This window comes from Cronobacter sp. EKM101R, assembly GCF_963888145.1.
GTDB lineage: Bacteria > Pseudomonadota > Gammaproteobacteria > Enterobacterales > Enterobacteriaceae > Cronobacter > Cronobacter turicensis.
The window spans coordinates 1-20,388 of record NZ_CAWPHW010000062.1 but is presented as its reverse complement, the minus strand read 5'-3'; the positions used below and the strand labels follow the sequence as shown (position 1 = coordinate 20,388).

22 protein-coding genes and 1 tRNA gene are annotated in these 20,388 nt (G+C 56.0%); 8 read left to right on the top strand and 15 right to left on the bottom strand.

Going from position 1 to position 20,388, the window contains the following annotated elements; all coding sequences use genetic code 11:
- The first annotated feature begins 157 nt into the window (after nucleotides 1-157).
- Nucleotides 158-325 carry a ribosome modulation factor gene (rmf, locus tag AACV31_RS20530; RefSeq protein ID WP_004385424.1) on the top strand — a complete coding sequence of 56 codons (168 nt, stop codon included), beginning with the start codon at nucleotides 158-160 and terminating at the stop codon, nucleotides 323-325.
- A 69-nt stretch (nucleotides 326-394) separates the two neighbouring features.
- Here the strand turns inward: rmf and fabA are convergent, their stop codons facing one another.
- Nucleotides 395-913, bottom strand: coding sequence for a bifunctional 3-hydroxydecanoyl-ACP dehydratase/trans-2-decenoyl-ACP isomerase (gene fabA, locus AACV31_RS20525; protein WP_007768901.1), 519 nt, complete (start codon nucleotides 911-913; stop codon nucleotides 395-397).
- 68 nt (nucleotides 914-981) lie between these two features.
- Complete coding sequence (locus AACV31_RS20520) at nucleotides 982-2,739, bottom strand: AAA family ATPase (protein ID WP_185155292.1); 1,758 nt, start codon at nucleotides 2,737-2,739, stop codon at nucleotides 982-984.
- Between the two features lie 183 nt (nucleotides 2,740-2,922).
- Here AACV31_RS20520 and matP point away from each other — a divergent pair, with 183 nt between their 5' ends.
- The gene (matP, locus tag AACV31_RS20515) at nucleotides 2,923-3,378 is read left to right on the top strand and encodes a macrodomain Ter protein MatP (RefSeq protein WP_007768907.1); all 456 of its coding nucleotides are present in this window, start codon (nucleotides 2,923-2,925) and stop codon (nucleotides 3,376-3,378) included.
- A 193-nt stretch (nucleotides 3,379-3,571) separates the two neighbouring features.
- Here the strand turns inward: matP and ompA are convergent, their stop codons facing one another.
- Nucleotides 3,572-4,615, bottom strand: a complete 1,044-nt coding sequence (ompA, locus tag AACV31_RS20510; RefSeq protein WP_105538005.1) for a porin OmpA — start codon at nucleotides 4,613-4,615, stop codon at nucleotides 3,572-3,574.
- Nucleotides 4,616-4,971: 356 nt separating this feature from the next.
- Nucleotides 4,972-5,478 carry an SOS-induced cell division inhibitor SulA gene (gene sulA, locus AACV31_RS20505; protein WP_007768910.1) on the bottom strand — a complete coding sequence of 169 codons (507 nt, stop codon included), beginning with the start codon at nucleotides 5,476-5,478 and terminating at the stop codon, nucleotides 4,972-4,974.
- Nucleotides 5,479-5,695: 217 nt separating this feature from the next.
- Here sulA and AACV31_RS20500 point away from each other — a divergent pair, with 217 nt between their 5' ends.
- Nucleotides 5,696-6,310, top strand: a complete 615-nt coding sequence (locus AACV31_RS20500; protein ID WP_041923405.1) for a TfoX/Sxy family DNA transformation protein — start codon at nucleotides 5,696-5,698, stop codon at nucleotides 6,308-6,310.
- Here the strand turns inward: AACV31_RS20500 and yccS are convergent.
- Nucleotides 6,301-8,433, bottom strand: coding sequence for a YccS family putative transporter (yccS, locus tag AACV31_RS20495; protein ID WP_165153610.1), 2,133 nt, complete (start codon nucleotides 8,431-8,433; stop codon nucleotides 6,301-6,303). The genes AACV31_RS20500 and yccS overlap by 10 nt on opposite strands.
- 17 nt (nucleotides 8,434-8,450) lie before the next feature.
- Nucleotides 8,451-8,897 carry a YccF domain-containing protein gene (locus tag AACV31_RS20490; RefSeq protein ID WP_007768453.1) on the bottom strand — a complete coding sequence of 149 codons (447 nt, stop codon included), beginning with the start codon at nucleotides 8,895-8,897 and terminating at the stop codon, nucleotides 8,451-8,453.
- Nucleotides 8,898-9,023: 126 nt separating this feature from the next.
- Here AACV31_RS20490 and helD point away from each other — a divergent pair, with 126 nt between their 5' ends.
- Nucleotides 9,024-11,078 carry a DNA helicase IV gene (helD, locus tag AACV31_RS20485; RefSeq protein ID WP_165153549.1) on the top strand — a complete coding sequence of 685 codons (2,055 nt, stop codon included), beginning with the start codon at nucleotides 9,024-9,026 and terminating at the stop codon, nucleotides 11,076-11,078.
- Nucleotides 11,079-11,083: 5 nt separating this feature from the next.
- Here the strand turns inward: helD and mgsA are convergent, their stop codons facing one another.
- A complete protein-coding gene (gene mgsA / locus AACV31_RS20480; RefSeq protein ID WP_075198817.1) occupies nucleotides 11,084-11,542 on the bottom strand; it encodes a methylglyoxal synthase in 459 nt (152 codons plus the stop codon).
- A gap of 171 nt (nucleotides 11,543-11,713) precedes the next feature.
- Here mgsA and AACV31_RS20475 point away from each other — a divergent pair, with 171 nt between their 5' ends.
- A complete protein-coding gene (locus tag AACV31_RS20475) occupies nucleotides 11,714-12,127 on the top strand; it encodes a CoA-binding protein (RefSeq protein WP_015740767.1) in 414 nt (137 codons plus the stop codon).
- 27 nt (nucleotides 12,128-12,154) lie between these two features.
- Here the strand turns inward: AACV31_RS20475 and hspQ are convergent, their stop codons facing one another.
- A complete protein-coding gene (gene hspQ / locus AACV31_RS20470) occupies nucleotides 12,155-12,472 on the bottom strand; it encodes a heat shock protein HspQ (RefSeq protein WP_075198818.1) in 318 nt (105 codons plus the stop codon).
- A gap of 59 nt (nucleotides 12,473-12,531) precedes the next feature.
- On the bottom strand, nucleotides 12,532-13,722 hold the full coding sequence (rlmI, locus tag AACV31_RS20465; protein WP_165153551.1) for a 23S rRNA (cytosine(1962)-C(5))-methyltransferase RlmI: 1,191 nt from the start codon (nucleotides 13,720-13,722) through the stop codon (nucleotides 12,532-12,534).
- An 88-nt stretch (nucleotides 13,723-13,810) separates the two neighbouring features.
- On the opposite strand from rlmI, the gene yccX reads away from it, so the two are divergent.
- Nucleotides 13,811-14,092, top strand: coding sequence for an acylphosphatase (gene yccX, locus AACV31_RS20460; protein ID WP_007707629.1), 282 nt, complete (start codon nucleotides 13,811-13,813; stop codon nucleotides 14,090-14,092).
- On the opposite strand, the gene tusE is transcribed toward yccX, so the two are convergent.
- Entirely contained in the window at nucleotides 14,089-14,418 is a 330-nt protein-coding gene (gene tusE / locus AACV31_RS20455) for a sulfurtransferase TusE (protein ID WP_007768440.1), read from the bottom strand. The genes yccX and tusE overlap by 4 nt on opposite strands.
- Nucleotides 14,419-14,525: 107 nt before the next feature.
- The gene (gene yccA, locus AACV31_RS20450; protein WP_007768438.1) at nucleotides 14,526-15,185 is read right to left on the bottom strand and encodes an FtsH protease modulator YccA; all 660 of its coding nucleotides are present in this window, start codon (nucleotides 15,183-15,185) and stop codon (nucleotides 14,526-14,528) included.
- Nucleotides 15,186-15,443: 258 nt separating this feature from the next.
- Between yccA and AACV31_RS20445 the strand changes: the two genes are divergently transcribed.
- The gene (locus tag AACV31_RS20445) at nucleotides 15,444-17,069 is read left to right on the top strand and encodes an ABC transporter substrate-binding protein (RefSeq protein WP_165153553.1); all 1,626 of its coding nucleotides are present in this window, start codon (nucleotides 15,444-15,446) and stop codon (nucleotides 17,067-17,069) included.
- A gap of 157 nt (nucleotides 17,070-17,226) precedes the next feature.
- Nucleotides 17,227-17,314, top strand: a tRNA-Ser gene (locus AACV31_RS20440).
- Between the two features lie 105 nt (nucleotides 17,315-17,419).
- On the opposite strand, the gene AACV31_RS20435 is transcribed toward AACV31_RS20440, so the two are convergent.
- The 4 genes from AACV31_RS20435 to AACV31_RS20420 form a co-directional block, all read right to left on the bottom strand.
- On the bottom strand, nucleotides 17,420-18,442 hold the full coding sequence (locus AACV31_RS20435; protein ID WP_255491221.1) for a tyrosine-type recombinase/integrase: 1,023 nt from the start codon (nucleotides 18,440-18,442) through the stop codon (nucleotides 17,420-17,422).
- Nucleotides 18,426-18,662, bottom strand: a complete 237-nt coding sequence (locus AACV31_RS20430; RefSeq protein ID WP_255491222.1) for a DUF4224 domain-containing protein — start codon at nucleotides 18,660-18,662, stop codon at nucleotides 18,426-18,428. The genes AACV31_RS20435 and AACV31_RS20430 overlap by 17 nt, the downstream gene beginning before the upstream one ends.
- A 69-nt stretch (nucleotides 18,663-18,731) precedes the next feature.
- Nucleotides 18,732-19,166, bottom strand: a complete 435-nt coding sequence (locus tag AACV31_RS20425) for a winged helix-turn-helix domain-containing protein (protein WP_165153555.1) — start codon at nucleotides 19,164-19,166, stop codon at nucleotides 18,732-18,734.
- Nucleotides 19,167-19,287: 121 nt separating this feature from the next.
- On the bottom strand, nucleotides 19,288-20,388 hold a 1,101-nt coding region (locus tag AACV31_RS20420), incomplete at its 5' end, for an AAA family ATPase (RefSeq protein ID WP_255491223.1).

The window sequence follows — 20,388 nt, the reverse complement described above, 5'->3', positions numbered from 1 at the left end:
TTGTATAAATGTTATCCAAAGTAGCTCACAAATATGACATTGGCGTGAATTTTGCGCATTGACGTTCCTGGACTTTGCAGGTATTCGTAAAGGGTGATTGCGCAAAATGTAATCACTGTTTTCTTTTCCACCAGACCTGAAATGAGGGAAACGAGGCATGAAGAGACAAAAAAGAGATCGCCTGGAACGGGCACATCATCGTGGTTATCAGGCCGGTATCACCGGACGCTCCAAAGAAATGTGTCCTTACCAGACCCTGAATCAGAGGTCTTATTGGCTGGGAGGCTGGCGAGAAGCCATGGAGGACAGGGCTCAGATTGCGTGAGCTTGTCTCTTTAAAAAGAAACCTCCGCACTGCGGAGGTTTCGCCTTTCTGAGGAGCCGTGAGAGGCTATCAGAATGCAGACGTGTCCTGGAATAGGCCCACTTTCAGGTCAGTCGCGGTGTAAATCTGTTTGCCGTCCACCAGCACTTCGCCATCGGCAATGCCCATCACCAGACGACGGTTTACGATGCGTTTGAAGTGGATACGGTAGGTCACTTTTTTCGCCGTCGGCAGTATCTGGCCGGTAAATTTCACTTCGCCCACGCCCAGCGCACGGCCTTTACCTTCGCCGCCCAGCCAGCCTAAATAGAAGCCGACCAGCTGCCACATGGCATCGAGACCGAGGCAGCCCGGCATCACCGGATCGCCGATAAAATGGCAACCAAAGAACCACATATCAGGATTGATATCCAGTTCCGCTTCCACGTAACCCTTATCAAAGTTACCGCCGGCTTCGGTCATTTTCACCACGCGGTCCATCATCAACATGTTGGGTGCCGGCAGTTGCGGGCCGTTCGCGCCGAACAGTTCGCCGCGCCCGGAGGCAAGAAGGTCTTCTTTCGTATAGGATTCGCGTTTGTCTACCATGTTCTCAGTATGCCTTATTTTAGTGAAGCCCGCAGGTTAGCTAACACGTGTACGCTGAACAAGTCCGATCAGTTGTGGTTAAACCAGTTCATCCAGCGTAACGGCCACGGACGCTGGCGGATATCCTGCTGCGTCGCCTGAGCGATTCGCTCGCCAATAATCCCAAGCAGCGTCGTCTGGCCTTCGCCATCCCACGGGAGAGTGGTTAATAAGGGTAGCGCATCTGTGACATCATCAATGGCCCAGATGGAAAATTGCCCTTCATCGACTGCGTCCAGAATCGCCTGACATAACGATAAATGACGCACGTTGGCGGAAGGAATAATCACGCCCTGTTTGCCTGTTAAGCCGCGGGCCTGACAGACGGTAAAGAAGCCTTCGATTTTCTCATTAAGCCCGCCGACCGGCTGCGCGCGGCCAAACTGATCCACCGAGCCGGTAATGGCAATCTGCTGGTTAAGCGGCGCATTGGCCAGCGCGCTGATAAGCGCGCACAGTTCCGCCATCGAGGCACTGTCGCCGTCCACTTCGCTGTAGGACTGCTCGAACGTCAGCGAGGCGGAGAAGGGCATCTGCTGCTCAAGATCCAGCTCCGCCATCAGAAACGCCTGCATGATCATCATGCCCTTGGCGTGAATGTTCCCGCCGAGTTCCGCTTTGCGTTCGATATCGGTAAATTCGCCATCGCCGACATGCACTACGCAACTGATACGCGACGGCTCGCCGAACGCGCGCGGATGCCCCGGAAATTCAACCACCGAGAGCGCGTTAATCTGACCGATACGTTCGCCTTCGGTTTCAACCAGAAGCTGTCCGAGCAGAATTTCATCCTGCATACGCTCTGCAAGATAGCCTTCACGCCAGGCGCGGCGCGCCAGCATGTCGGAAAATTGCGCCGCGCTGAACGTCGCCTCGTCGCAGAAGGCGGCGACTTCCGTTAACTGACGCGCCATCCAGAGCGGGTCGATCGGCAGCGTTTCCTGGTCGCCGGTGTAGCGCACGGCTTCCCGGATGAGCAGGGGCCAGGCGTCGCTTGCCGGCGCGGGCAACTGCTGCTCCGCTGCCTGCGCGCAGACCCAGTTGCACCAGAGCGTGATATCTTCTTCATCACTGATTTGCAGATCGTCTTCATATTCGCTGTAGATGGCCTGCTGCGCGAGCACAGGCTCCATCTCCTGGAAATCCGCCAGCGATTCGCGATCGCCTACCAGCACGACGCGAAGATTAAGAGGCAGGGGAGGGACAGACACCGGCAGCGGGCGCGTCTCGTCCGGCGCGACCCAGTCGAAGCGTTTAGTGATGACCATCTGCTTCAGGCGCAGCCACAAAAGCGGTTGCAGCAGCAGCGTTTTCAGCGACACGACCAGAATGCCGCCGTTCGCTTTATGCACGAGGCCGGGCTCAAGTGAAATCTGGCCAGCAAACTGTCTGACGCAACCGAACAGCTCGCCTGCTTCAGCCCAGTTGGCGACAACCACGTCGCGAAGCACTGCGAAATCGCCCGGCGTTCCGGTGGGTGGTGTCAGGGTGATATTTTGGTTTTCAATAAGATAGTGACCGCCGACCAGCTCTGGCTGGGGCGGCAACAGGGCTTTCGCGGTGCTGGCGATAAGCTCCAGTAAAGGCTTCTCTTCGTCAGCCTTTACCAGCATGAAATCATTTAAAGGACGTGGAGCGCATAGCTGGCTCAGTCCGTCGTAAAGGCGAGGCTGAAGCGCCTCAAAATCAAGCGCGGCCGCAAAACCGGCATCCATTTCAGCGAACCGGGACTGGAAGGTCTCCGTATCGGGTACAAGCGCTTGTGATGTAAGTCTGTTAATGGTCAATGTCGAGGTTTTTTAGTCAGATGTAAAAGGCGAGATTATAGCGTAATGGGCGGGTCAACACACCGGAAAAGCCAATATTGCCCTGCAGAATCTCCCCATGCGTCACAGACGATTATTTCCCCTCAGCGAAACGAAAAAAAACTGTTATCCTGAAATGAGTTACACGGTCATCCTGAGATCGCAATGAAATACCAACAACTCGAAAACCTCGAAAGCGGCTGGAAGTGGAAATATCTGGTGAAGAAGCATCGTGAAGGCGAGCTCATTACCCGTTATGTCGAAGCCAGCGCGGCGAAAGAGGCGGTGGATCTCTTGCTGGGTATGGAAAACGAACCGGTAAGAGTGCTGGGCTGGATTGATCAGCATATGAATCCGGCGCTGCAAAACCGCCTGAAGCAGACGATTCGCGCCCGTCGTAAGCGGCATTTTAATGCTGAGCATCAGCATACCCGTAAAAAGTCCATCGACCTGGAGTTTATGGTCTGGCAGCGGCTCGCGGGGCTCGCGCAGCGTCGCGGCGTCACGCTTTCAGAAACGATTGTTCAGCTGATAGAAGACGCCGAGCGTAAAGAGAAATATGAAAACCACATGTCGACGCTGAAGCAGGATTTACAGGCATTGCTGGGCAAGAAAGAGTAACCCGAGCGGGGTTTGAAAGGTGTAATGCAGTTATTCGTTTTACTGCTCGTTGATAACGCTCTGCTGGCTGAACCGCACGGTTCAGGCCAAAGGTAACAAGGATTACACGCGCTTCTTATGAAACCCATCCCTGTCATAACGCTTCCAGAAAACAAAAAACCCCGCCGTGGCGGGGTTTTTCTTAACGTTTAACTTAAGCCTGAGGCTGAGTTACAACGTCTTTAACGCCTTTAACTTCGATCTCTACGCGACGATCCGGACCCAGGCACTCGATCAGAGCTGCACGAGGTTTCACGTTGTCACAGGTGTTGCCAGTGACCGGATTGGATTCGCCCATACCACGTGCGGAGATCTTGTTGGACGGGATACCTTTGGAGATCAGGTAGTCAACAACAGACTGAGCACGTTTCTCGGACAGACCCTGGTTGTAAGAGTCAGAACCGATACGGTCGGTGAAGCCCAGAACCACGACGGAACCGTCTTTCGGATCCAGGTTGCTCAGCTGAGAGTACATCTGATCCAGCGCCTGCTGACCTTCCGGTTTCAGGGTCGCTTTGTTGAAGTTGAACAGAACGTCAGACTTCAGAGTGAAGTGCTTGGTCTGTACTTCCGGAGCCGGAGCCGGAGCCGGAGCTACAACCGGAGCTGCATCTTCCTGCTGACCGAAACGGTAGGAAACACCTACGCTCAGCATGCCGTTGTCCGGACGAGCGCCAACAGTCTGCGCGTCACCGATATTGTTAACCCACTGGTATTCCAGACGGGTAGCGATGTCACGGGTCATTGCCCACTCAACGCCGCCAGCGAATACCGGAGAAACGCCAGTGTCGTGGTCGTCGCCGCCGATGTTAGAAGAGGAGTCAGCACGCCATACCATGCCGCCCAGACGGGTGTAAACGTCCAGATCGTCGGTTACCGGGTAACCCAGTTTAGCGGTCAGCTGTACGCCCTGTGCTTTGAAAGCGCCGTTTACAGTGTCGCCTTTATACGGCATGCGGCCCAGCCAGTCGTAGCCCATTTCGAAACCAACGTACGGGTTAACCTGGTAACCACCGAACGCGCCTGCGCCCAGCTGGCTTTCGTGAGTCGGGCCGTCGTTAGGGATAAAGCCGGTATCGTGGAACTGGGACCAACCCAGTTTGCCACCTGCATACCAGGTGTTATCTTTCGGTGCGGCCTGCGCTACGGTAGCGAAGCCAGCCAGTGCCACTGCAATCGCGATAGCTGTCTTTTTCATTTTTTGCGCCTCGTTATCATCCAAAAAGGCCATGCGCTTTTCCTGAGGAAAAGTTCACGGTTAAATCCTTCACCGGGGTATAGCTCAATGGTTACTCTACCGATATTGTCGGTTTATTGATGAGCACCCTGGCGAGGTAAAGTCTACAACGTAGTTGAAAACTTACAAGTGTGAAGTCCGTCAGGCATATGAAAAAAAACAACTTGCGAAAGCAAAATTTAACATTTTTGCGTCAATTTTAAACACTCGTAAAGTGCAGAACCGGACATTAGCGCCCGTCTGGCCGTTCATTCGCCACTATCGCTTCTGCTAAAGAGACACGAACAAATTTTTGCCAGGATTTATCCTAAAAAGGATTAATGCACCATTCTTGAGTGAATTCTTAAGCCAGAACGTGGTCGGTCACCGGGAAGCGAGGGCTGAACGGGGCGCATTAAGAAACCCATCGCGTTGCCTTTCTCCGCCGCTTCCGTCAGACGGCGATGCTCATCATCCGTTAAATCATCATGCAGCCAGGCGATCACCACGCTGTAGTTACCGGTCTCCAGCGCACGGATCATGGAATCCAGCGTCACCTGTGGGTTCATTTGACTGACCTGCATTACTTTCGTCAGCGGCAGACCCGCGGATTCGACCCACTCGCGGCTCAGACGCTGTTGCGGGGTCAGCCACAGCTGCCAGCGGGACTGCAATCCGAGCTGCTGCAGGAGCGGCAGCAACACCATTTGCGTCATCCACGGCTGGTCTTCGTTGTACATCACTTCACTGATCAGGCCTCTTGTTTCAGCCTGAGCCAAAGCATCAGCCGTTTCTTTTGCCAGACGACGTGAGCCATGCGCGCGATTTTGATGAGAAAAGTACATAAAGGTCCAGCCTCGCTAGTTACTGTATGCATATACAGTAATGCTGGCGCGACCAAAGATCAATCGAAATTTCGGAAAGCATCTCGCAAATTTTGCATCTCGATCGGCGGAAAACGAAATTCGGATTGCTCATGGGGCACAACTTTCATATGTTCCTGTTAAGGGAAAAGCTAATGGAATTTTTTATCCGTTACTTGTTGATATAAAAGGAATAATCATGGATAAATCCTCGTCTGACACTCTTGTTCGGGTGCAGAATACTCTTTCATCTTTGGGAAATGTCACCCATCGTTCACTGTTCGGCGGCTACAGCCTCGCCATTAATGACGCCGTGTTCGCTATGCTCGTCGAAGGGCGGTTTTACCTGCGCGCCAGCAACCAGAGTCGCGACTATCAGCTCGCCCATAACCCGCCGATGCTGGTCTGTACCCGACGCGGGCGTCACATCAGCCTCAATTATTATCTGGTGGATGAAGCGTTATGGAATTCGCCGCCCTTGCTGCGCGAACACGCCCGAACGGCGCTGGCCTGCGCGCAGGCGGAGAAAACCGAGCGCGCCCGAGAGCGGCGGGTTAAAGATATGCCCAACCTTAATGTTCAGCTTGAGGTGTCATTATGGGAAGCCGGGATCCGCGATGTGGAGACGCTCTGCGCATATGGCGCGAAAGAGTGCTGGCTGAAGCTGCGTAAAGCACGGAAAAACCTCAGCCTGCAAGTGCTCTATGCGCTACAGGGCGCCATTATCGGCACCCATGAAGCGGCATTACCCGTCCATATCCGCGAAGAGCTGCTGGAGTGGTTTATGCAGCTCTCTGTACAGAATCACTCCTGAGCGAGCTGACGCTGGAGACGGCTGATTTCCGGTAAAAGGGAAATCAACAGCCCGATTTGCTGAAGCACCAGCGGCTCTTTGCTCTCCTGGCGCGGCTCAATCTGTTCGATGCGCTGCGCCAGCTCCGTCAATGATTTCTCCACGCGCGTTTCATCCGCGGGCTGATGATGCAGCGCGTCGTCGACATAACAGACGGCGTCGTCGAGCAGAGAAAGGATCTCCTGACGCGTCAGTTTTTCACGGTGCGCGCCAAGCGCCGAAATATAGCTGGTCAGCGTATGGTTCAGGCACAGAAACCGGAAGGCGATATCGCGCATCTGCGCGCTCACCCGCGGCTCGCTGGACATATTGGATACCACTGACGCCAGCTCCGCATCGCTGTTATGCGCGTCGCGACGGGCGATACGATACGCCAGACGGTTATCGCGGCCCTGGTGATACTGCTCAAGGATCGCATCGAGATAACGGCAGTTAGCGTTCAGCGCGCGCTCCAGCACCACGGGCAACCGGCGAAACCGCCAGTCAGGCCAGATAAAGCTCACCGCGCACCAGGCGATAGCGCAGCCGATTATCGTATCCACCACGCGCGGCAGCGCCACCTCGAACCCTTCGCCCAGCAGGTTAAAGCACAGCAATACCAGCAGCGTGATAAACAGCGTGGCGTGCGCATATTGCACGGTCCGGAAGACAAAGAAGAGCACGCCGGTGATAACGATCAGCACCAGTTGCCCCTCAAGCGAAGGCACGAAGTAGAGCACCGGAATGCCGACCGCGACACCCGCCAGCGTGCCGATAATGCGCAGCGTCAGGCGATGGCGCGTGGCGTTATAGTTCGGCTGGCACACAAACAGGCTGGTCAGCAATATCCAGTAGCCGTGATTCATCCCGGTGAACTGGATAAAGGCGTAGCCCACGCACAGCACCACGGACATGCGTACCGCATGGCGAAAGAGGGCGGACTGCGGCGTCAGGTTGCGGGTCAGGCGAAACCAGACATCGCTGAAGCCGTTCAGACCGTCATCCGACAGGCTGTGCTCGCTCTCGCTGGCGACGGGCTGCGTAAACGGCTGCTCTGATTCAATGGTGGCGAGCTGGGCGTCGATCGCTTTCAGATTAGCGACCAGAAAGCGCACGGCTTTGATTTCCGATGCCGAACCGCCCGCCGCCGCGGTGCGATCGAGCGCCGCGTCGAGATGCGTAAAAGCGCGTTCGAAACGCGGATCGTGCTGGTAGGGCGCGCGCAGCAGGACAGAGCGCGCCAGTTGCTGACACGCCTGCGATTGCATCGAAAGCAGCCGCTGGAAGCGAAACATCACGTCGCTGTAGCGGAAGGTGTCGCGCAGCGTCTGGTACTGGATATGCGACGAGCTGGCGCGTTCGTGAATATCCTGCGCGACGAAATAGTAGTGCAGGGTACGCCGCGTGCTGCGCTGTCCACGATCCCCGCGCAGACGGGTCAGTAGTGAAGCTTTGGTCTGATTCAGCGTCGCGACCAGCTGGCTGTTCGCCATCGCCAGCTCCATCATCGGCACCTGGCTTTCATCTTCAATGTCCGGGTCGAAAAAGCGCGATTTGATTTCCAGATAATGCGCCAGCTGTTCATAACAACGGGCGAGGTTTTCCTGGAGCGGGCGCACCGGAAAGAGCAGATGGCCCGTAAGCGTCAGGAGGTTGTACCAGACTGCGCCCGCGAGCAGCAGCAGCGGTTGCTGATACCAGTGCTCATACAATGAAACCCCGAGCATGGTGTAGATGGCGATCAGCAGCGCGCCGAAGGCGATCGTGGCGTAGCGCTGGCCGAGACCGCCCAGCAAAATAAAACCGATAGTCGAGACCGTCAGCCCGATAGCAAACAGCCACGGCCACGGAAAGAGGAGCTCCACCGAGGCGGAGGCGATAAAAAAACTGACCAGCGTTATGAGCAGATTGCGCAAGCGGCCCGTCAGGCGGTCGTCGAGATCGGTGAGCGCCGCGGCCACAACGCCAAGCGTCAGCGGGATAGTCAGCTTCGCCTCGCCAAGCCACCAGGGCAGCGCCGCCGTCCCGCATAGCGCGATAAAAATGCGCACGTTGGTCAGCCACGCGCTGTTCCAGGCGTGGCGGTGAAGCAAAGGGTTGAGCATCATGAGCGCATCCGGAATTACTGGAAACGGCGGCGCGCGTTAGCTTCGCGGGCGGCCCTGGCCGTTTCGACGGAGACGACGCGACGGCCCACCGGCCACAGCGCAATCGCGGCGATTTTAAAATTCGCGATGCCGACCGGAATGCCGATAATGGTCAGACACTGCGCAATACCTGCCGCGATGTGCAGCAGGCACAGCCACCAGCCGAAAAACACCAGCCAGAAAATATTCAGCAGCGTGCCGCCCGTGTTCAGCAGCGCGTTTTTCCCTGCCGGATCGAGCTCGTCGACATGCACCGCTTCATTACCGTACGGCAGCAGCGAAAGCTTTGTGATTTCCCAGCAAGAGCGGGTCAGCGGCAGCGTCACCACCAGAAGGATGCTAACAAGCGTCGCCACAAGCCAGGAGAACGTCGTGGCGAAGCCGCCCAGAACGAAATTCAGAATATTTAAAACAGTACGCATAAAACCTCAAAAGCATCGGCAAAGCGCCGGAATGATAACCACAACAATTGTAACGCGTTTTGGGTCTGGAGCGTGATATCGCAGGCGGGTAAACTTAGCGCCATAACACCATTTACTGGCAGCCTCATGGAACTGAAAGCAACCTCTCTGGGTAAACGTCTGGCGCAGCACCCCTATGATCGTGCGGAAATCCTCACCGCCGGGGTGAAAGTCTCCGGCGATAAGCATGAATATCTGATCCCGTTTAATCAGTTGCTGGGCATCGAATGCCGCCGTGGGCTGGTCTGGGGGGAGCTGGGATTTACGCTCCCGGATAACAAAGTGGTGCGCCTGCACGGCACCGAGTGGGCTGAAACCCAGCGCTTTTATCACCATCTGACGACCCTCTGGCAGGCGTGGAGCCAGGAGATGAGCGAGGTGGCGGCAGGCGTGCTTAACGCCTGGCAGGAGAAGCTCCGCAGTAGCGAATGCCAGGAGAAATGGCTTAAGCGCGACGAGAGCGAGGCGCTGTGTCACGCGTTGCGCAGGGCGTTGCAGGCGCTGCCGGTGCCGACATCGCGCCTTGAGGCGTTCGATAACTGCCGCGATGCCTGGCGTGAATGTCAGGCCTGGCTTGCCGACAGCGAGGCGAAGCGTCTGGTGCATAATCAGGCCTATACCGACGCCATGCTGACGCGCTACGCCGATTTCTTCTCGCATATTGAAAGCTCGCCGCTTAATCCCTCGCAGGCGCGGGCGGTCGTCAACGGCGAAAGTTCACTGCTGGTGCTGGCGGGCGCGGGGAGCGGCAAAACCTCAGTGCTGGTGGCGCGCGCAGGCTGGCTTATCGAGCGCGGCGAGGCGACGGCGGAGCAGATCCTGCTGCTGGCCTTCGGGCGTCAGGCCGCCAGAGAGATGGAAGAGCGCCTGCAAACCCGGCTGCATACGGATGCCATTACCGCGCGCACGTTTCATGCGCTGGCGTTGCAGATTATCGGCCAGGGCGGGCGGAAAACGCCGCGCGTCAGCGAACTGGAAAACGATACGGCGGCGCGCCATGAGCTTTTGCTGAACGCCTGGCGGGAACAGTGCCGCGAGAAAAAAGCGCAGGCGAAGGGGTGGCGTCAGTGGCTTAACGACGAACTGGAATGGGACGTCGATGATGGTGATTTCTGGGAAGACGAGGCGCTGGGCAAACGGCTGGCGAGCCGGCTCGATCGCTGGCTTGGGCTGATGCGCATGCATGGCGGCTCGCAGGCCGAGATGATAGCCGCCGCGCCCGAAGAGGTGCGCGAACAGTTCCAGAAGCGCGTTAAATTGATGGCGCCGCTGCTGAAAGCCTGGAAAGCCGCGCTGAAAGCCGAAGAGGCGGTCGACTTTTCCGGGCTTATCCATCAGGCCATCAACGTTCTGGAAAAAGGCCGGTTCGTCAGCCCGTGGAAGCATATTCTGGTAGATGAATTCCAGGATATCTCACCGCAGCGTGCGGCTCTGCTGGCGGCGCTGCGTCGTCAGAATTCCGCCACCAGCCTCTTTGCAGTGGGCGACGACTGGCAGGCAATCTACCGCTTTAGCGGCGCGCAGCTTTCACTGACGACGGCGTTTGAGGCGCATTTTGGCGAGGGCGATCAATGCGCGCTGGATACCACCTACCGCTTTAACGGGCGTATCGGCGATATCGCGAATCGCTTCATCCAGCAAAACCCGCACCAGCGTGAGAAACCGCTTAACAGCCTGCGCGCGGGCGACAATAAAGCCGTGACGCTGCTCGCGCAGGAACACCTGGAGGCGCTGCTCGACAAAATGAGCGGCTACGTGCGCCCTGACGAGCGCATCCTGGTGCTGGCGCGTTACCATCATTTGCGCCCGGCGGCGCTGGAGATGGCCGCGACGCGCTGGCCGAAACTGCAGCTGGAGTATATGACTATCCATGCCAGCAAAGGGCAGCAGGCGGATTATGTGATTATTCTTGGGCTGAACGAGGGGCGGGAAGGGTTTCCGGCCCCGGCGCGGGAATCCATCATGGAGCAGGCGTTGCTGCCGCAGCCGGAGGATTTCCCGGATGCCGAAGAGCGTCGCCTGCTCTATGTGGCGCTGACCCGCGCGCGGCACCGCGTCTGGCTGCTGTATGACAAAGCGGCGCCGTCGGCGTTTGTCGAGGCGCTGACGCGTCTCGGCGTGCCGACGGCCCGTAAGCCCTGATTTATTTATTTCAGGCGATCGGCGAGATAGCGCGGGTAGTCGGGGATTAACACATCCAGCGTGTCGCTAAACGTCGGCGACTGGATAATAAAATCCGCGGTCGAGAGGTTGGTCGCTACCGGGATATTCCAGACGGTGGCAAGACGCAGCAGCGCTTTGACGTCGGGATCGTGCGGCACGGCGTTCAGCGGATCCCAGAAGAAAATCAGCACGTCGATTTTGCCTTCGGCGATCATCGCGCCCACCTGCTGATCGCCGCCCATCGGGCCGCTCAGCATGGCGTTGACGTCAAGGCCCGTCGCGCGCTGTACCAGGTTGCCGGTAGTGCCGGTCGCATACAGCGTATGGTTCGCCAGCAACGCTTTATGGCGCTCCACCCATTTCATCAGCATCGATTTGCAGTGGTCATGCGCCACGAGGGCGATTTTCTTTTGGGCTGGCAGGGTTCGGGTTGTCAGTTCCATATCATTTTCCGGATTAAATAACTGCCTACAGATTACTGGAAGTGATGGCGGCTGCAAGCGAAGCCGGTCAAAACTGCGTGCTCGCATTGCGAAACCGCGCAGGCGGGCTTCGCATGGTGCGCCCGACGCCTTTGGCATACACTTGAAGGACTGAGTTAACGGGGAGGTAAAATGAAAGAATCTGATATCGCAGAGATTTTGCAGAGCACCAAAACGATCGCGCTGGTGGGCGCGAGCGACAAACCAGACCGCCCGAGCTATCGCGTGATGGCGTATCTGCTGGATAAAGGCTACCACGTGATCCCCGTCTCGCCGAAAGTGGCGGGCAAAACGCTGCTCGGCCAGCAGGGATACGCCACGCTTGCCGACGTGCCGGAAAAAGTCGATATGGTGGATGTATTCCGCAACTCCGAAGCCGCGTGGGGGGTTGCGCAGGAAGCGATTGCCATCGGCGCGAAAACGCTCTGGATGCAGCTTGGCGTCATCAACGAAGAGGCTGCCGTACTGGCGCGCGATGCAGGGCTGAAGGTCGTGATGGATCGCTGCCCGGCGATAGAAATTCCGCGCCTCGGTCTTTTTCAGTAATAAAAAACCCGGCGTTGCCGGGTTTTTTTAGTTGCGCAGACGGGGCGCCTGGAGCTGCTGGCGAATGGTTCGCGCCAGTTCATCCATAGAGGGTTGCTCCGGATGTTCCTCCTGCATTTCGCCGCTCAGCTGGGCTTCTGCAAGGTAGGTGTGCACGGGCTGGCCGTCGTCGTCTTCCATCACGACGTGATACCACGGCGCGGCGCGCAGCTCGGCGTTAACCGCCATTTCATCGACTTCAGGTTCTTCCAGCGAGTATTCAGGATCGATATCCACCACAACCCCTAAATACCCTAAAAGAGAATGACGAACCTGCTGGCCGATACCGAATTTGCTGGCAATCATTGTCACCTCCGGGGAAACATTCATACCCTGTATATAAGGGCGGAGTATTCCTTTTCAAGTTACATGACGCGACAGGCAAACCCTTTCAGATAAAGACCTTCCGGGTAGCTCGCGATCACCGGGTGATCGGCGGCCTGACGGAACTGCTCTATAAATTGTACATCACGACCCGCATCTGTTGCGGCGTCGGCGACAATTTTCTGGAATAAATCGGTGGTCATCAGCCCCGAGCAGGAAAACGTCAGCAAAATGCCGCCAGGGTTAAGCAGCTGGATCGCCAGCATATTGATATCTTTATAGCCGCGGCACGCGCCATGAAGCTGGCTCTTGTTCTCCACGAATTTCGGCGGGTCCATCACGATGACGTCAAACGTCTCGCCCTGGTCGCGGTATTTGCGCAGCAGCTTAAAGACATCGTCGCGCACAAACTCCGCTTTGCTTAAATCCAGCTGGTTGAGTTCGACGTTTTGCCTCGCGACATCCAGCGCATCCTGCGAGGTATCGACGCTGATGACCTGGCGGCAGCCGCCCATCAGCGCAGAAACGGCAAAACCGCCGGTGTAGGAGAAGCAGTTCAGCACGCGTTTGTCTTCCACGTAACGGCGGGTGGCGAAACGGCTGTCGCGCTGATCGAGGTAATAACCGGTTTTATGGCCGCCTTTAATATCCACCAGCAGCTTCATGCCGTGCTCTTCAATCGCCAGCAGATCCGGCGGCAGTTCGCCGCTAACCGGGCCCTGCGCGAGTTCCATGCCTTCTTTCTTACGCACCGCGACGTCGGAGCGGTCATAGATGGAGCACTCCGGATAGCACGCCTGCAATGCCGAAACCAGCGCCGGGCGCTGATATTCCGCGCCCGCCGAGAGCAGTTGCAGCACCAGGAAGTTGCCGAAGCGGTCAATCGTCACGCCCGGCAGGCCATCGGATTCTCCGGCGATAAGACGGTAGCTGTCGAGCCCGTCTTTTTTCGCCAGCCAGTCGCGCCACTGCTGTGCCTGATTCAGGCGGCGAGTGAAAAAGGCGATATCGATGGTTTCATTCGGATCGAATGTCCAGACGCGCGCGCGGATCTGCGAGGCCGGGGAGAGGGCGGCGCGTGCTAACCATTTTCCCTGATGGTCGACGATGTCGATGGTTTCACCCGGCGCGGCTTTACCTTCCATGCGCGCGACGGCGCCGGAAAAGACCCAGGGATGGCGGCGCAGGAGAGATTTCTCGCGCCCTTTGGCTAACACTAAACGTACGCTCATAATTTGCTATTCTGTGAATCAAAGAAAATGGGCGCCATTCTCCCGACTTCAGCCGGGAAATGCAACGCTACCGCAAAGGAGAACAGCTATGGCTCAACAATGCACGATGGCCTGGGTACACGGCCGGGTACAGGGCGTCGGGTTTCGCTACACCACGCAGCATGAAGCAATGCGGCTGGGTCTGACCGGCTATGCGCGTAATCTGGACGACGGCAGCGTGGAGGTACTGGCCTGCGGCGAGCCTGAACAGGTGGAGAAACTTATCGCCTGGCTGAAAGCGGGCGGGCCGCGCAGCGCCCACGTGGAAAAGGTGCTGACGGAGCCGCATTCGCCCGCTGAAGATCACCGGGAGTTCCGCATCCGCTATTAAATGCACTTCACCGGTTTCGGCAGACCGGCGATTTTAGTGGCCTGTTTCGCCGGGCCTTTCGGGAAGAGGCGATAGAGATAACGGCTGTTGCCTTTCTCTTCGCCAAATTTCGTCGCCATGGCTTTGACCAGCATGCGGATCGCCGGCGACGTATTAAATTCGATGTAAAACTCGCGCACGAAGCGCACCACTTCCCAGTGCTCCGGCGTCAGCGTAATGCCTTCTTTTTCGGCGATGGCTTCCGCCAGCCCTTCGCTCCAGGCGTCGAAGACTTTCAGATAGCCTTCGGCGTCGGTTTCAAACTCTTTACCTTCAAACGTTAACATACGCAGTCTTGCCCTGATTAAAACAGCGCGCAGTGTAGCAAATTCCGGCTGCCAGAAAAAACAAAGCCCCGCACGGGGCGGGGCTTAAAGGCAGTTTCGGCTAACCGTTAGTCGCGGCTTGCGAAGCCCAGAATGCTCAACAGGCTCACGAAAATGTTGTAGAGCGACACATACAGGCTGACGGTGGCGCGAATGTAGTTGGTTTCGCCGCCGTGGATGATATTGCTGGTTTCAAACAGGATGGCGCCTGAAGACAGCAGAATAAACACGGCGCTAATCGCCAGGTGCAGCGCAGGGAGCTGCAGGAAGATGTTCGCCACCATGCCGATCAGCACGACCACCACGCCCGCCATCAGCATACCGCCCAGGAAGGACATATCCTTGCGGGTGGTCAGCACGTAGGCGGAGCAGCAGAAGAACACCAGCGCGGTGCCGCCAAGCGCCAGCGCGATAACATCGCCCATACCGGCGGAGAGATACGCATTCAGCATCGGCCCGAGGATATAGCCCAGGAAACCGGTAAAGGCGAACGCCGCCAGGATGCCGCTTGGCTTATCCGCCAGACGGTAGGTCAGGAACATCAGGCCGTACATGCCGACCAGCGTCAGAATCAAACCTGGCGACGGCAGCGCGAGTACGGTGCTGGCGGTCGCGGTGATCGCGGAAAACGCCAGCGTCAGGCTCAGCATAAAATAGGTATTACGCAGAACCTTATGGGTGCTAAGCAGCGACTGTCTGTCGCGCGCAGAGGTAATTAAGCGATCCATGAGTAGTCTCTCATTACAGGTGTTTAGTTTCCGAGCATAGAAGGTTGCACGCAACGGGAAAAGGGCTTTTACCCATCTTTACGCTGCTTTATTTCTCTAAAAACAAGGACTCAGAAAAGGCGTTTATATCATAAAAAGCGGGCTATGCTGGCGTGCTTTCAGATCCCCCTCTTATATATGACGTAAAACCGTTGCGTGAAACCCGTCGCGCGTCTATCTGTGTTAACAACTATCACAACAACACACAAGGCGTGGACAATGAAAGTGAATCATAAGGCTCTGGCTTTTTCTCTTCTCGCTGCCGTCATTTCCGGCGCATGCGCGACGGCGTATGCGGCGCAGGTGCCGGCAGGCGTTGAGCTGGCGGCAAAACAGGAACTGGTGCGCAACAACGGCAGCGAGCCTGCCTCGCTCGACCCGCATAAAGTGGAGAGCGACGTCGAATTCAACATCATCAGCGACGTTTTTGAAGGGCTGGTGGCGGTGCGTAAAGATGGCACTATCGAGCCGCGTCTCGCCGAAAGCTGGGAGAACAAAGACAACACCGTCTGGACGTTTCATCTGCGCAAGGGCGTGACCTGGTCTGACGGCGAGCCAATCACGGCGGAGGATGTGGTCTGGAGCTGGCGGCGCCTGGTCGATCCGAAAACCGTCTCTCCGTACGCCACCTTTCCGGGCAACATGAACATTGAAAACGCCGCCGACATCGCTAACGGCAAAAAGCCGACGGACACCCTGGGCGTGAAGGCGCTGGATGACAATACCATTCAGGTGACGCTGACGCAGCCCACCGCGGCGTTCCTGTCGATGCTGGCGCACCCATCGCTGGTGCCTGTCGATAAAACCGCGGTTGAGCGTTTCGGCGATAAATGGGCGCGGCCGGAACATTTCGTGTGCAGCGGCGCGTATAAAGTCACCGACTGGGTGGTGAATGAAAAGATCGTGGCCGAGCGTAATCAACGCTACTGGAACGATAAAGAGACGGTCATCAATAAAGTCACTTACCTGCCAATCGCCGCCGAAACGGCGGATCTGAATCGCTATAAAGCGGGCGAAATCGACATCACCAGCACCGTGCCGCTCAACCAGTTCACCCAGCTGAAAAAAACGGTACCCGATCAGGTTAACGTCTCGCCGCTGCTGGCGACGTATTACTATGAATTTAACACCACCAAACCGCCGTTTAACGATCCGCGCGTGCGCCGCGCGCTCAGCATGGCGCTCGATAAAGACATCATCGCGCAGAAAGTGCTGGCGCAGGGGCAACGTCCGGCGTGGGTGGTCAGCCAGCCTGAAATCGGCGGCGTGAAAATCGCGCCGCCGGATTATGCGAGCTGGCCGCTGGAAAAACGCGTCGGCGAGGCGAAAAAACTGCTGGAGGCGGCAGGCTTCAACGCTCAGCATCCGCTCACGTTTAATCTGCTCTATAACACGCTGGAATCGCACCAGCGCATCGCCATCGCGGCAAGCTCCATGTGGCAGAAAAATCTCGGCGTAGTGGTAAAACTCCAGAACCAGGAGTGGAAAACCATGCTGGATAACAAACACACCGGCAATTTCGACGTGGTGCGCTACGCGTGGAACGCCGATTACGACGACGCCTCGACCTTCCTGAACAACTACCGCACGGGCGACAGTCAGAACACCTCGCGCTATACCAACAAAGCGTACGACGAGGCCCTGGCGAACGCGTCGAAAGCCGCCAATGTCACCGAGCGCGGCAAGTATTACCAGCAGGCGGAGACTATCCTGGCGGAAGACGTGCCTGCCATTCCGGTCTATCACTACGTGCGCACCCATATGGTGAAACCCTGGATTGGCGGTTTTTACTCCAATAACCTGGGCTTTTACTACACCAAAGATATGTACATCAAAAAGCATTAACCGAAACGCGGTGCCGTTATCGCCCGTAAAACTGCTGTATTTGTGATCGTTGTGCCGGTATTTCAGTCAATTAGCGCGCTTTTGGCTGTTTTTAAGGCAATCGAACACATTCGGGCTTTACACGGCGCAGGGGGATGTTTATAGTTCGCGTCATTGCGGAAGTGTGGCCGAGCGGTTGAAGGCACCGGTCTTGAAAACCGGCGACCCGAAAGGGTTCCAGAGTTCGAATCTCTGCGCTTCCGCCAACCAATTCAAGGGGTTACCGAAAGGTAGCCCCTTTCCTTTTGGGGCTATTGGAATACTGTTGGAATATTTTGTTGGAATATTTTTGAACTTTACCCTTCGAAATTTCAGTCGTTTCCCGTCAGAAGTGGTGCATCCAGTGAGGGGGTTACCTTCACTTTTCGATCATAAATCAGCACCTGGCTTTCCGTTTTGTGACCTGAGAAAAGCTGTTTGTCGCGACTCGACCCCTCATAGTCTGAAATGCTTTTCGCTTTGATGTCATGGAAATTGCAACCAAAGACTAACCCGGCTTTTTTCTCGGCGGTTCGTTTTGCCTCATTCCACCAGTTGTTAAGCGTTTTAGCTGTGACCTTGCCGCCTTTGCTGGTGGACACTACAAAACCTCCTGAGGTGCCGAAGGTGTTGCGTGCTAACTGAATTGCTGCCCGTAGTCGCGGCGACCATTCCTTAATTTGCTTGGTTCCGGTTTTGTTTTGCTCAATAAATATCCCGTTTTCCATAACCTCTCGCCAGCGGAGATCCAGTACATCTCCCAGACGTGCTGCGCAAAGATACGACACCTCCATCGCAATTTTTAAAGCCGGTATAGCCTCATGGTAAATGGCTGCGTATTGCTCATCAGTGATATAAACTGAGCGGGCTTTGGCAGTGAATTTACGTACCCCCTTGCATGGGTTTCCTTTTATATACCCTCGCTCGAAACCCCATCCATAAACACGGCTAAGGCTTGCCAGTTCGTGGTTTGCCTGAGTCTTGCTTTGCAGTCCTCGCTTATCCATAAAAACCCTTACCTGTTCGATTTTTACCGCATCGGCTTTCATCTTGCCGAACACGGCAAGCAATGCCCGCTGATGCTGGCGATAGTCTTTTTGTGTGCGCGGTGCGAGTTCTGTGAATGCAGGACTGGATAGAAACAGGTTCCATAATTTGGCGACGGTCATGACGTCGTGATTTTTGGCTTTCTCCGCTTCGTATTTCGCCCAGAGCGCTGACATGGTTGTTCCCTTTACCGGGGCAAGTGTGACGCTTGAACCCGTCTCTTTAGGTTTCCACACATAGCTGTATTTGTACTTATAGACTCGGGGAGGAAGTCTGTTGTCCTGTTTATTCTTACGTGGTCTTCCCATTACTCAGTGCTCCATAATCAGGCTCAAAAGCGATGTACTCGTTCATTTTGGGCATTTGCTGAATGCCCGACTGTAAATCCCGGCGCAGTACTATTGGCTCGTTCCTCGGGCCGGTAGTGAAGGGAATGCCATGACAGCGGAGTTGCTCCTGTTGTCGCGTATACCGCTTATATCCGGTAATTTCCTGAATCTCTCGCGGTGATAAGGTCAGTTCATGCATAAATCATTCTCTCTGCATGACCGGCTGTAATTTTATGGATGCCGGTCGGTCAACGGTGATTCATAAAAATCATCTGACGGTGGTCAGACTTTTGATGCCATGCGCGACCTTTTCCACACCCCGTGTGGTTATCTGCATTGCCGAGAGGCGGCGCATTTCAGTCAGAGCGCGACGGCGTAACCCGCGATCCAGCAGCCTCTGTATGTTCTCTTCACACTCAGCGATTTTTTTTCGTGACGTCGCGGCCGGAAATCGCATTGCCCCGGCGTGAACCGGCCCGCAGCCGGGCGCCAGTTGATAGAAGTATTTCCGCCCCTCTTTTGTGAGCGTGACGTCGCCCGCCTTGATCAGAGATGAAACATGCTTGTAGCAGGCGTGCCCGTTAAGGCTGGTGTTTTCTGAGATTTCCGTAATGGTGGATTTCGGGAAGTAATAGAGAAAATTGATAATTTTTTGCTTCGTTGTAAGCGCCATAATATCAACGGCCAGTAGGCCGCCCTCCATAACGTACCAGCAGGGAGACATCCCCCCGTTTCAGTATGGGCTCAACGGACCGTTGAACCCGCGACTCGCCACCACATAAGAGAGCGTTTCATTTCGCTCATGGATATGGTTCAGTCGGCATTTAAGGCTCATTGCGGTCATCCTCATTAAATTCCCGGGCCGTTTCTTCCTGCGGTTTTGTGGAAGGCTCAGGGAACTGGTACGGCATGTTTTCCAGCTTTAACCAGAGGGCATCACGACCGGCTTTAATGGTCGGCCAGTCCATGCCCTTAATGCGTTCCCATGATCGAGAGCAAAATACCTCTTCCAGAATGTCGGCTTTGGCGCGTTTTGCGTCGTTGCTGGTGCCGCCGTGATGTTTGTTCAGCAGCTCAACAATCTCATCGAGGGCGATCTCTTTGGCACGCTTCTCTTTCTGCCAGGTAGGCTGGCCGTCGTCGGCAAACAGCTCGCCATTGTCGCGGGTGGTGTCCACGCCTAAATGTGTCCCTCCCAGGTTCAGGAACTCGATGTGCGGCAGAAAATGTTTGAAGGTTGGGTTCGCGAATGTTTGGCCATCAATGCGGGTAGAGCGGTCTTTCAGAATGCGTGCGTTGCGCCATACCTGACCGGTCTCCAGATCCATCTGCTTTTCCATCTGGATCAGAATTGAAGGCTCATAACCCGTCTCGGTTTCGGCTTTCATCTTGATACCGGTTTTCTCTAACTGGCGATTTCCGTCGTCGCCCTCGAAAAAGTCATACTCATAGCCCGCGCGGCCACACATGATGATATGTGCCTGGCTGTTAACGAAACGATCGGTGAAGCGTCGCCATTCCTGTTTCAGCCATGCCCAGTCCGAGAATTCAAGGCCACGCTTACGTTTGCGGCGGGTTGCGTACTCATCGCACAAGCACATCCAGAAATGGCTGATAGAGTCGATGATGAGTGCTGAACCGCTTTGTTCCGCTTCATTAACGGCGGCAAGCAGATCCACAAAAGCACGCGTTTTAGCTGTATAAAGCTCAATGTTCTCGGCATCGAAACGGGGCTTGACCCAGTCAGAGCCGGTTTCGGTATCAAGGAACATTACCGGCTTATCACCCAGCGCAAGCCCACGCTGGCGCATCAGGAGAACGAGGCCGATCGCCAGCTCGCTGGCAGTGTAGGTTTTGCCGTCTCCGGCAAACCCCATGATTCCGGCTTTGAGGAAAGCCTGAGTATTTGTAGCACGCTGGAAAAG

Excerpts from the sequence above, each read along its gene's own strand:
- yccX (WP_007707629.1), top strand. The coding sequence starts at position 13,811 with ATGGCTCAACAATGCACGATGGCCTGGGTACACGGCCGGGTACAGGGC.
- AACV31_RS20425 (WP_165153555.1), bottom strand. The coding sequence starts at position 19,166 with ATGGAGGGCGGCCTACTGGCCGTTGATATTATGGCGCTTACAACGAAG.
- ompA (WP_105538005.1), bottom strand. The coding sequence starts at position 4,615 with ATGAAAAAGACAGCTATCGCGATTGCAGTGGCACTGGCTGGCTTCGCT.
- yccS (WP_165153610.1), bottom strand. The coding sequence starts at position 8,433 with ATGCTCAACCCTTTGCTTCACCGCCACGCCTGGAACAGCGCGTGGCTG.
- fabA (WP_007768901.1), bottom strand. The coding sequence starts at position 913 with ATGGTAGACAAACGCGAATCCTATACGAAAGAAGACCTTCTTGCCTCC.
- tusE (WP_007768440.1), bottom strand. The coding sequence starts at position 14,418 with ATGTTAACGTTTGAAGGTAAAGAGTTTGAAACCGACGCCGAAGGCTAT.
- mgsA (WP_075198817.1), bottom strand. The coding sequence starts at position 11,542 with ATGGAACTGACAACCCGAACCCTGCCAGCCCAAAAGAAAATCGCCCTC.
- sulA (WP_007768910.1), bottom strand. The coding sequence starts at position 5,478 with ATGTACTTTTCTCATCAAAATCGCGCGCATGGCTCACGTCGTCTGGCA.
- AACV31_RS20430 (WP_255491222.1), bottom strand. The coding sequence starts at position 18,662 with ATGCATGAACTGACCTTATCACCGCGAGAGATTCAGGAAATTACCGGA.
- AACV31_RS20445 (WP_165153553.1), top strand. The coding sequence starts at position 15,444 with ATGAAAGTGAATCATAAGGCTCTGGCTTTTTCTCTTCTCGCTGCCGTC.
- rlmI (WP_165153551.1), bottom strand. The coding sequence starts at position 13,722 with ATGAGCGTACGTTTAGTGTTAGCCAAAGGGCGCGAGAAATCTCTCCTG.
- hspQ (WP_075198818.1), bottom strand. The coding sequence starts at position 12,472 with ATGATTGCCAGCAAATTCGGTATCGGCCAGCAGGTTCGTCATTCTCTT.
- rmf (WP_004385424.1), top strand. The coding sequence starts at position 158 with ATGAAGAGACAAAAAAGAGATCGCCTGGAACGGGCACATCATCGTGGT.
- AACV31_RS20490 (WP_007768453.1), bottom strand. The coding sequence starts at position 8,897 with ATGCGTACTGTTTTAAATATTCTGAATTTCGTTCTGGGCGGCTTCGCC.
- AACV31_RS20475 (WP_015740767.1), top strand. The coding sequence starts at position 11,714 with ATGAAAGAATCTGATATCGCAGAGATTTTGCAGAGCACCAAAACGATC.
- AACV31_RS20435 (WP_255491221.1), bottom strand. The coding sequence starts at position 18,442 with ATGGGAAGACCACGTAAGAATAAACAGGACAACAGACTTCCTCCCCGA.
- matP (WP_007768907.1), top strand. The coding sequence starts at position 2,923 with ATGAAATACCAACAACTCGAAAACCTCGAAAGCGGCTGGAAGTGGAAA.
- AACV31_RS20500 (WP_041923405.1), top strand. The coding sequence starts at position 5,696 with ATGGATAAATCCTCGTCTGACACTCTTGTTCGGGTGCAGAATACTCTT.
- yccA (WP_007768438.1), bottom strand. The coding sequence starts at position 15,185 with ATGGATCGCTTAATTACCTCTGCGCGCGACAGACAGTCGCTGCTTAGC.
- helD (WP_165153549.1), top strand. The coding sequence starts at position 9,024 with ATGGAACTGAAAGCAACCTCTCTGGGTAAACGTCTGGCGCAGCACCCC.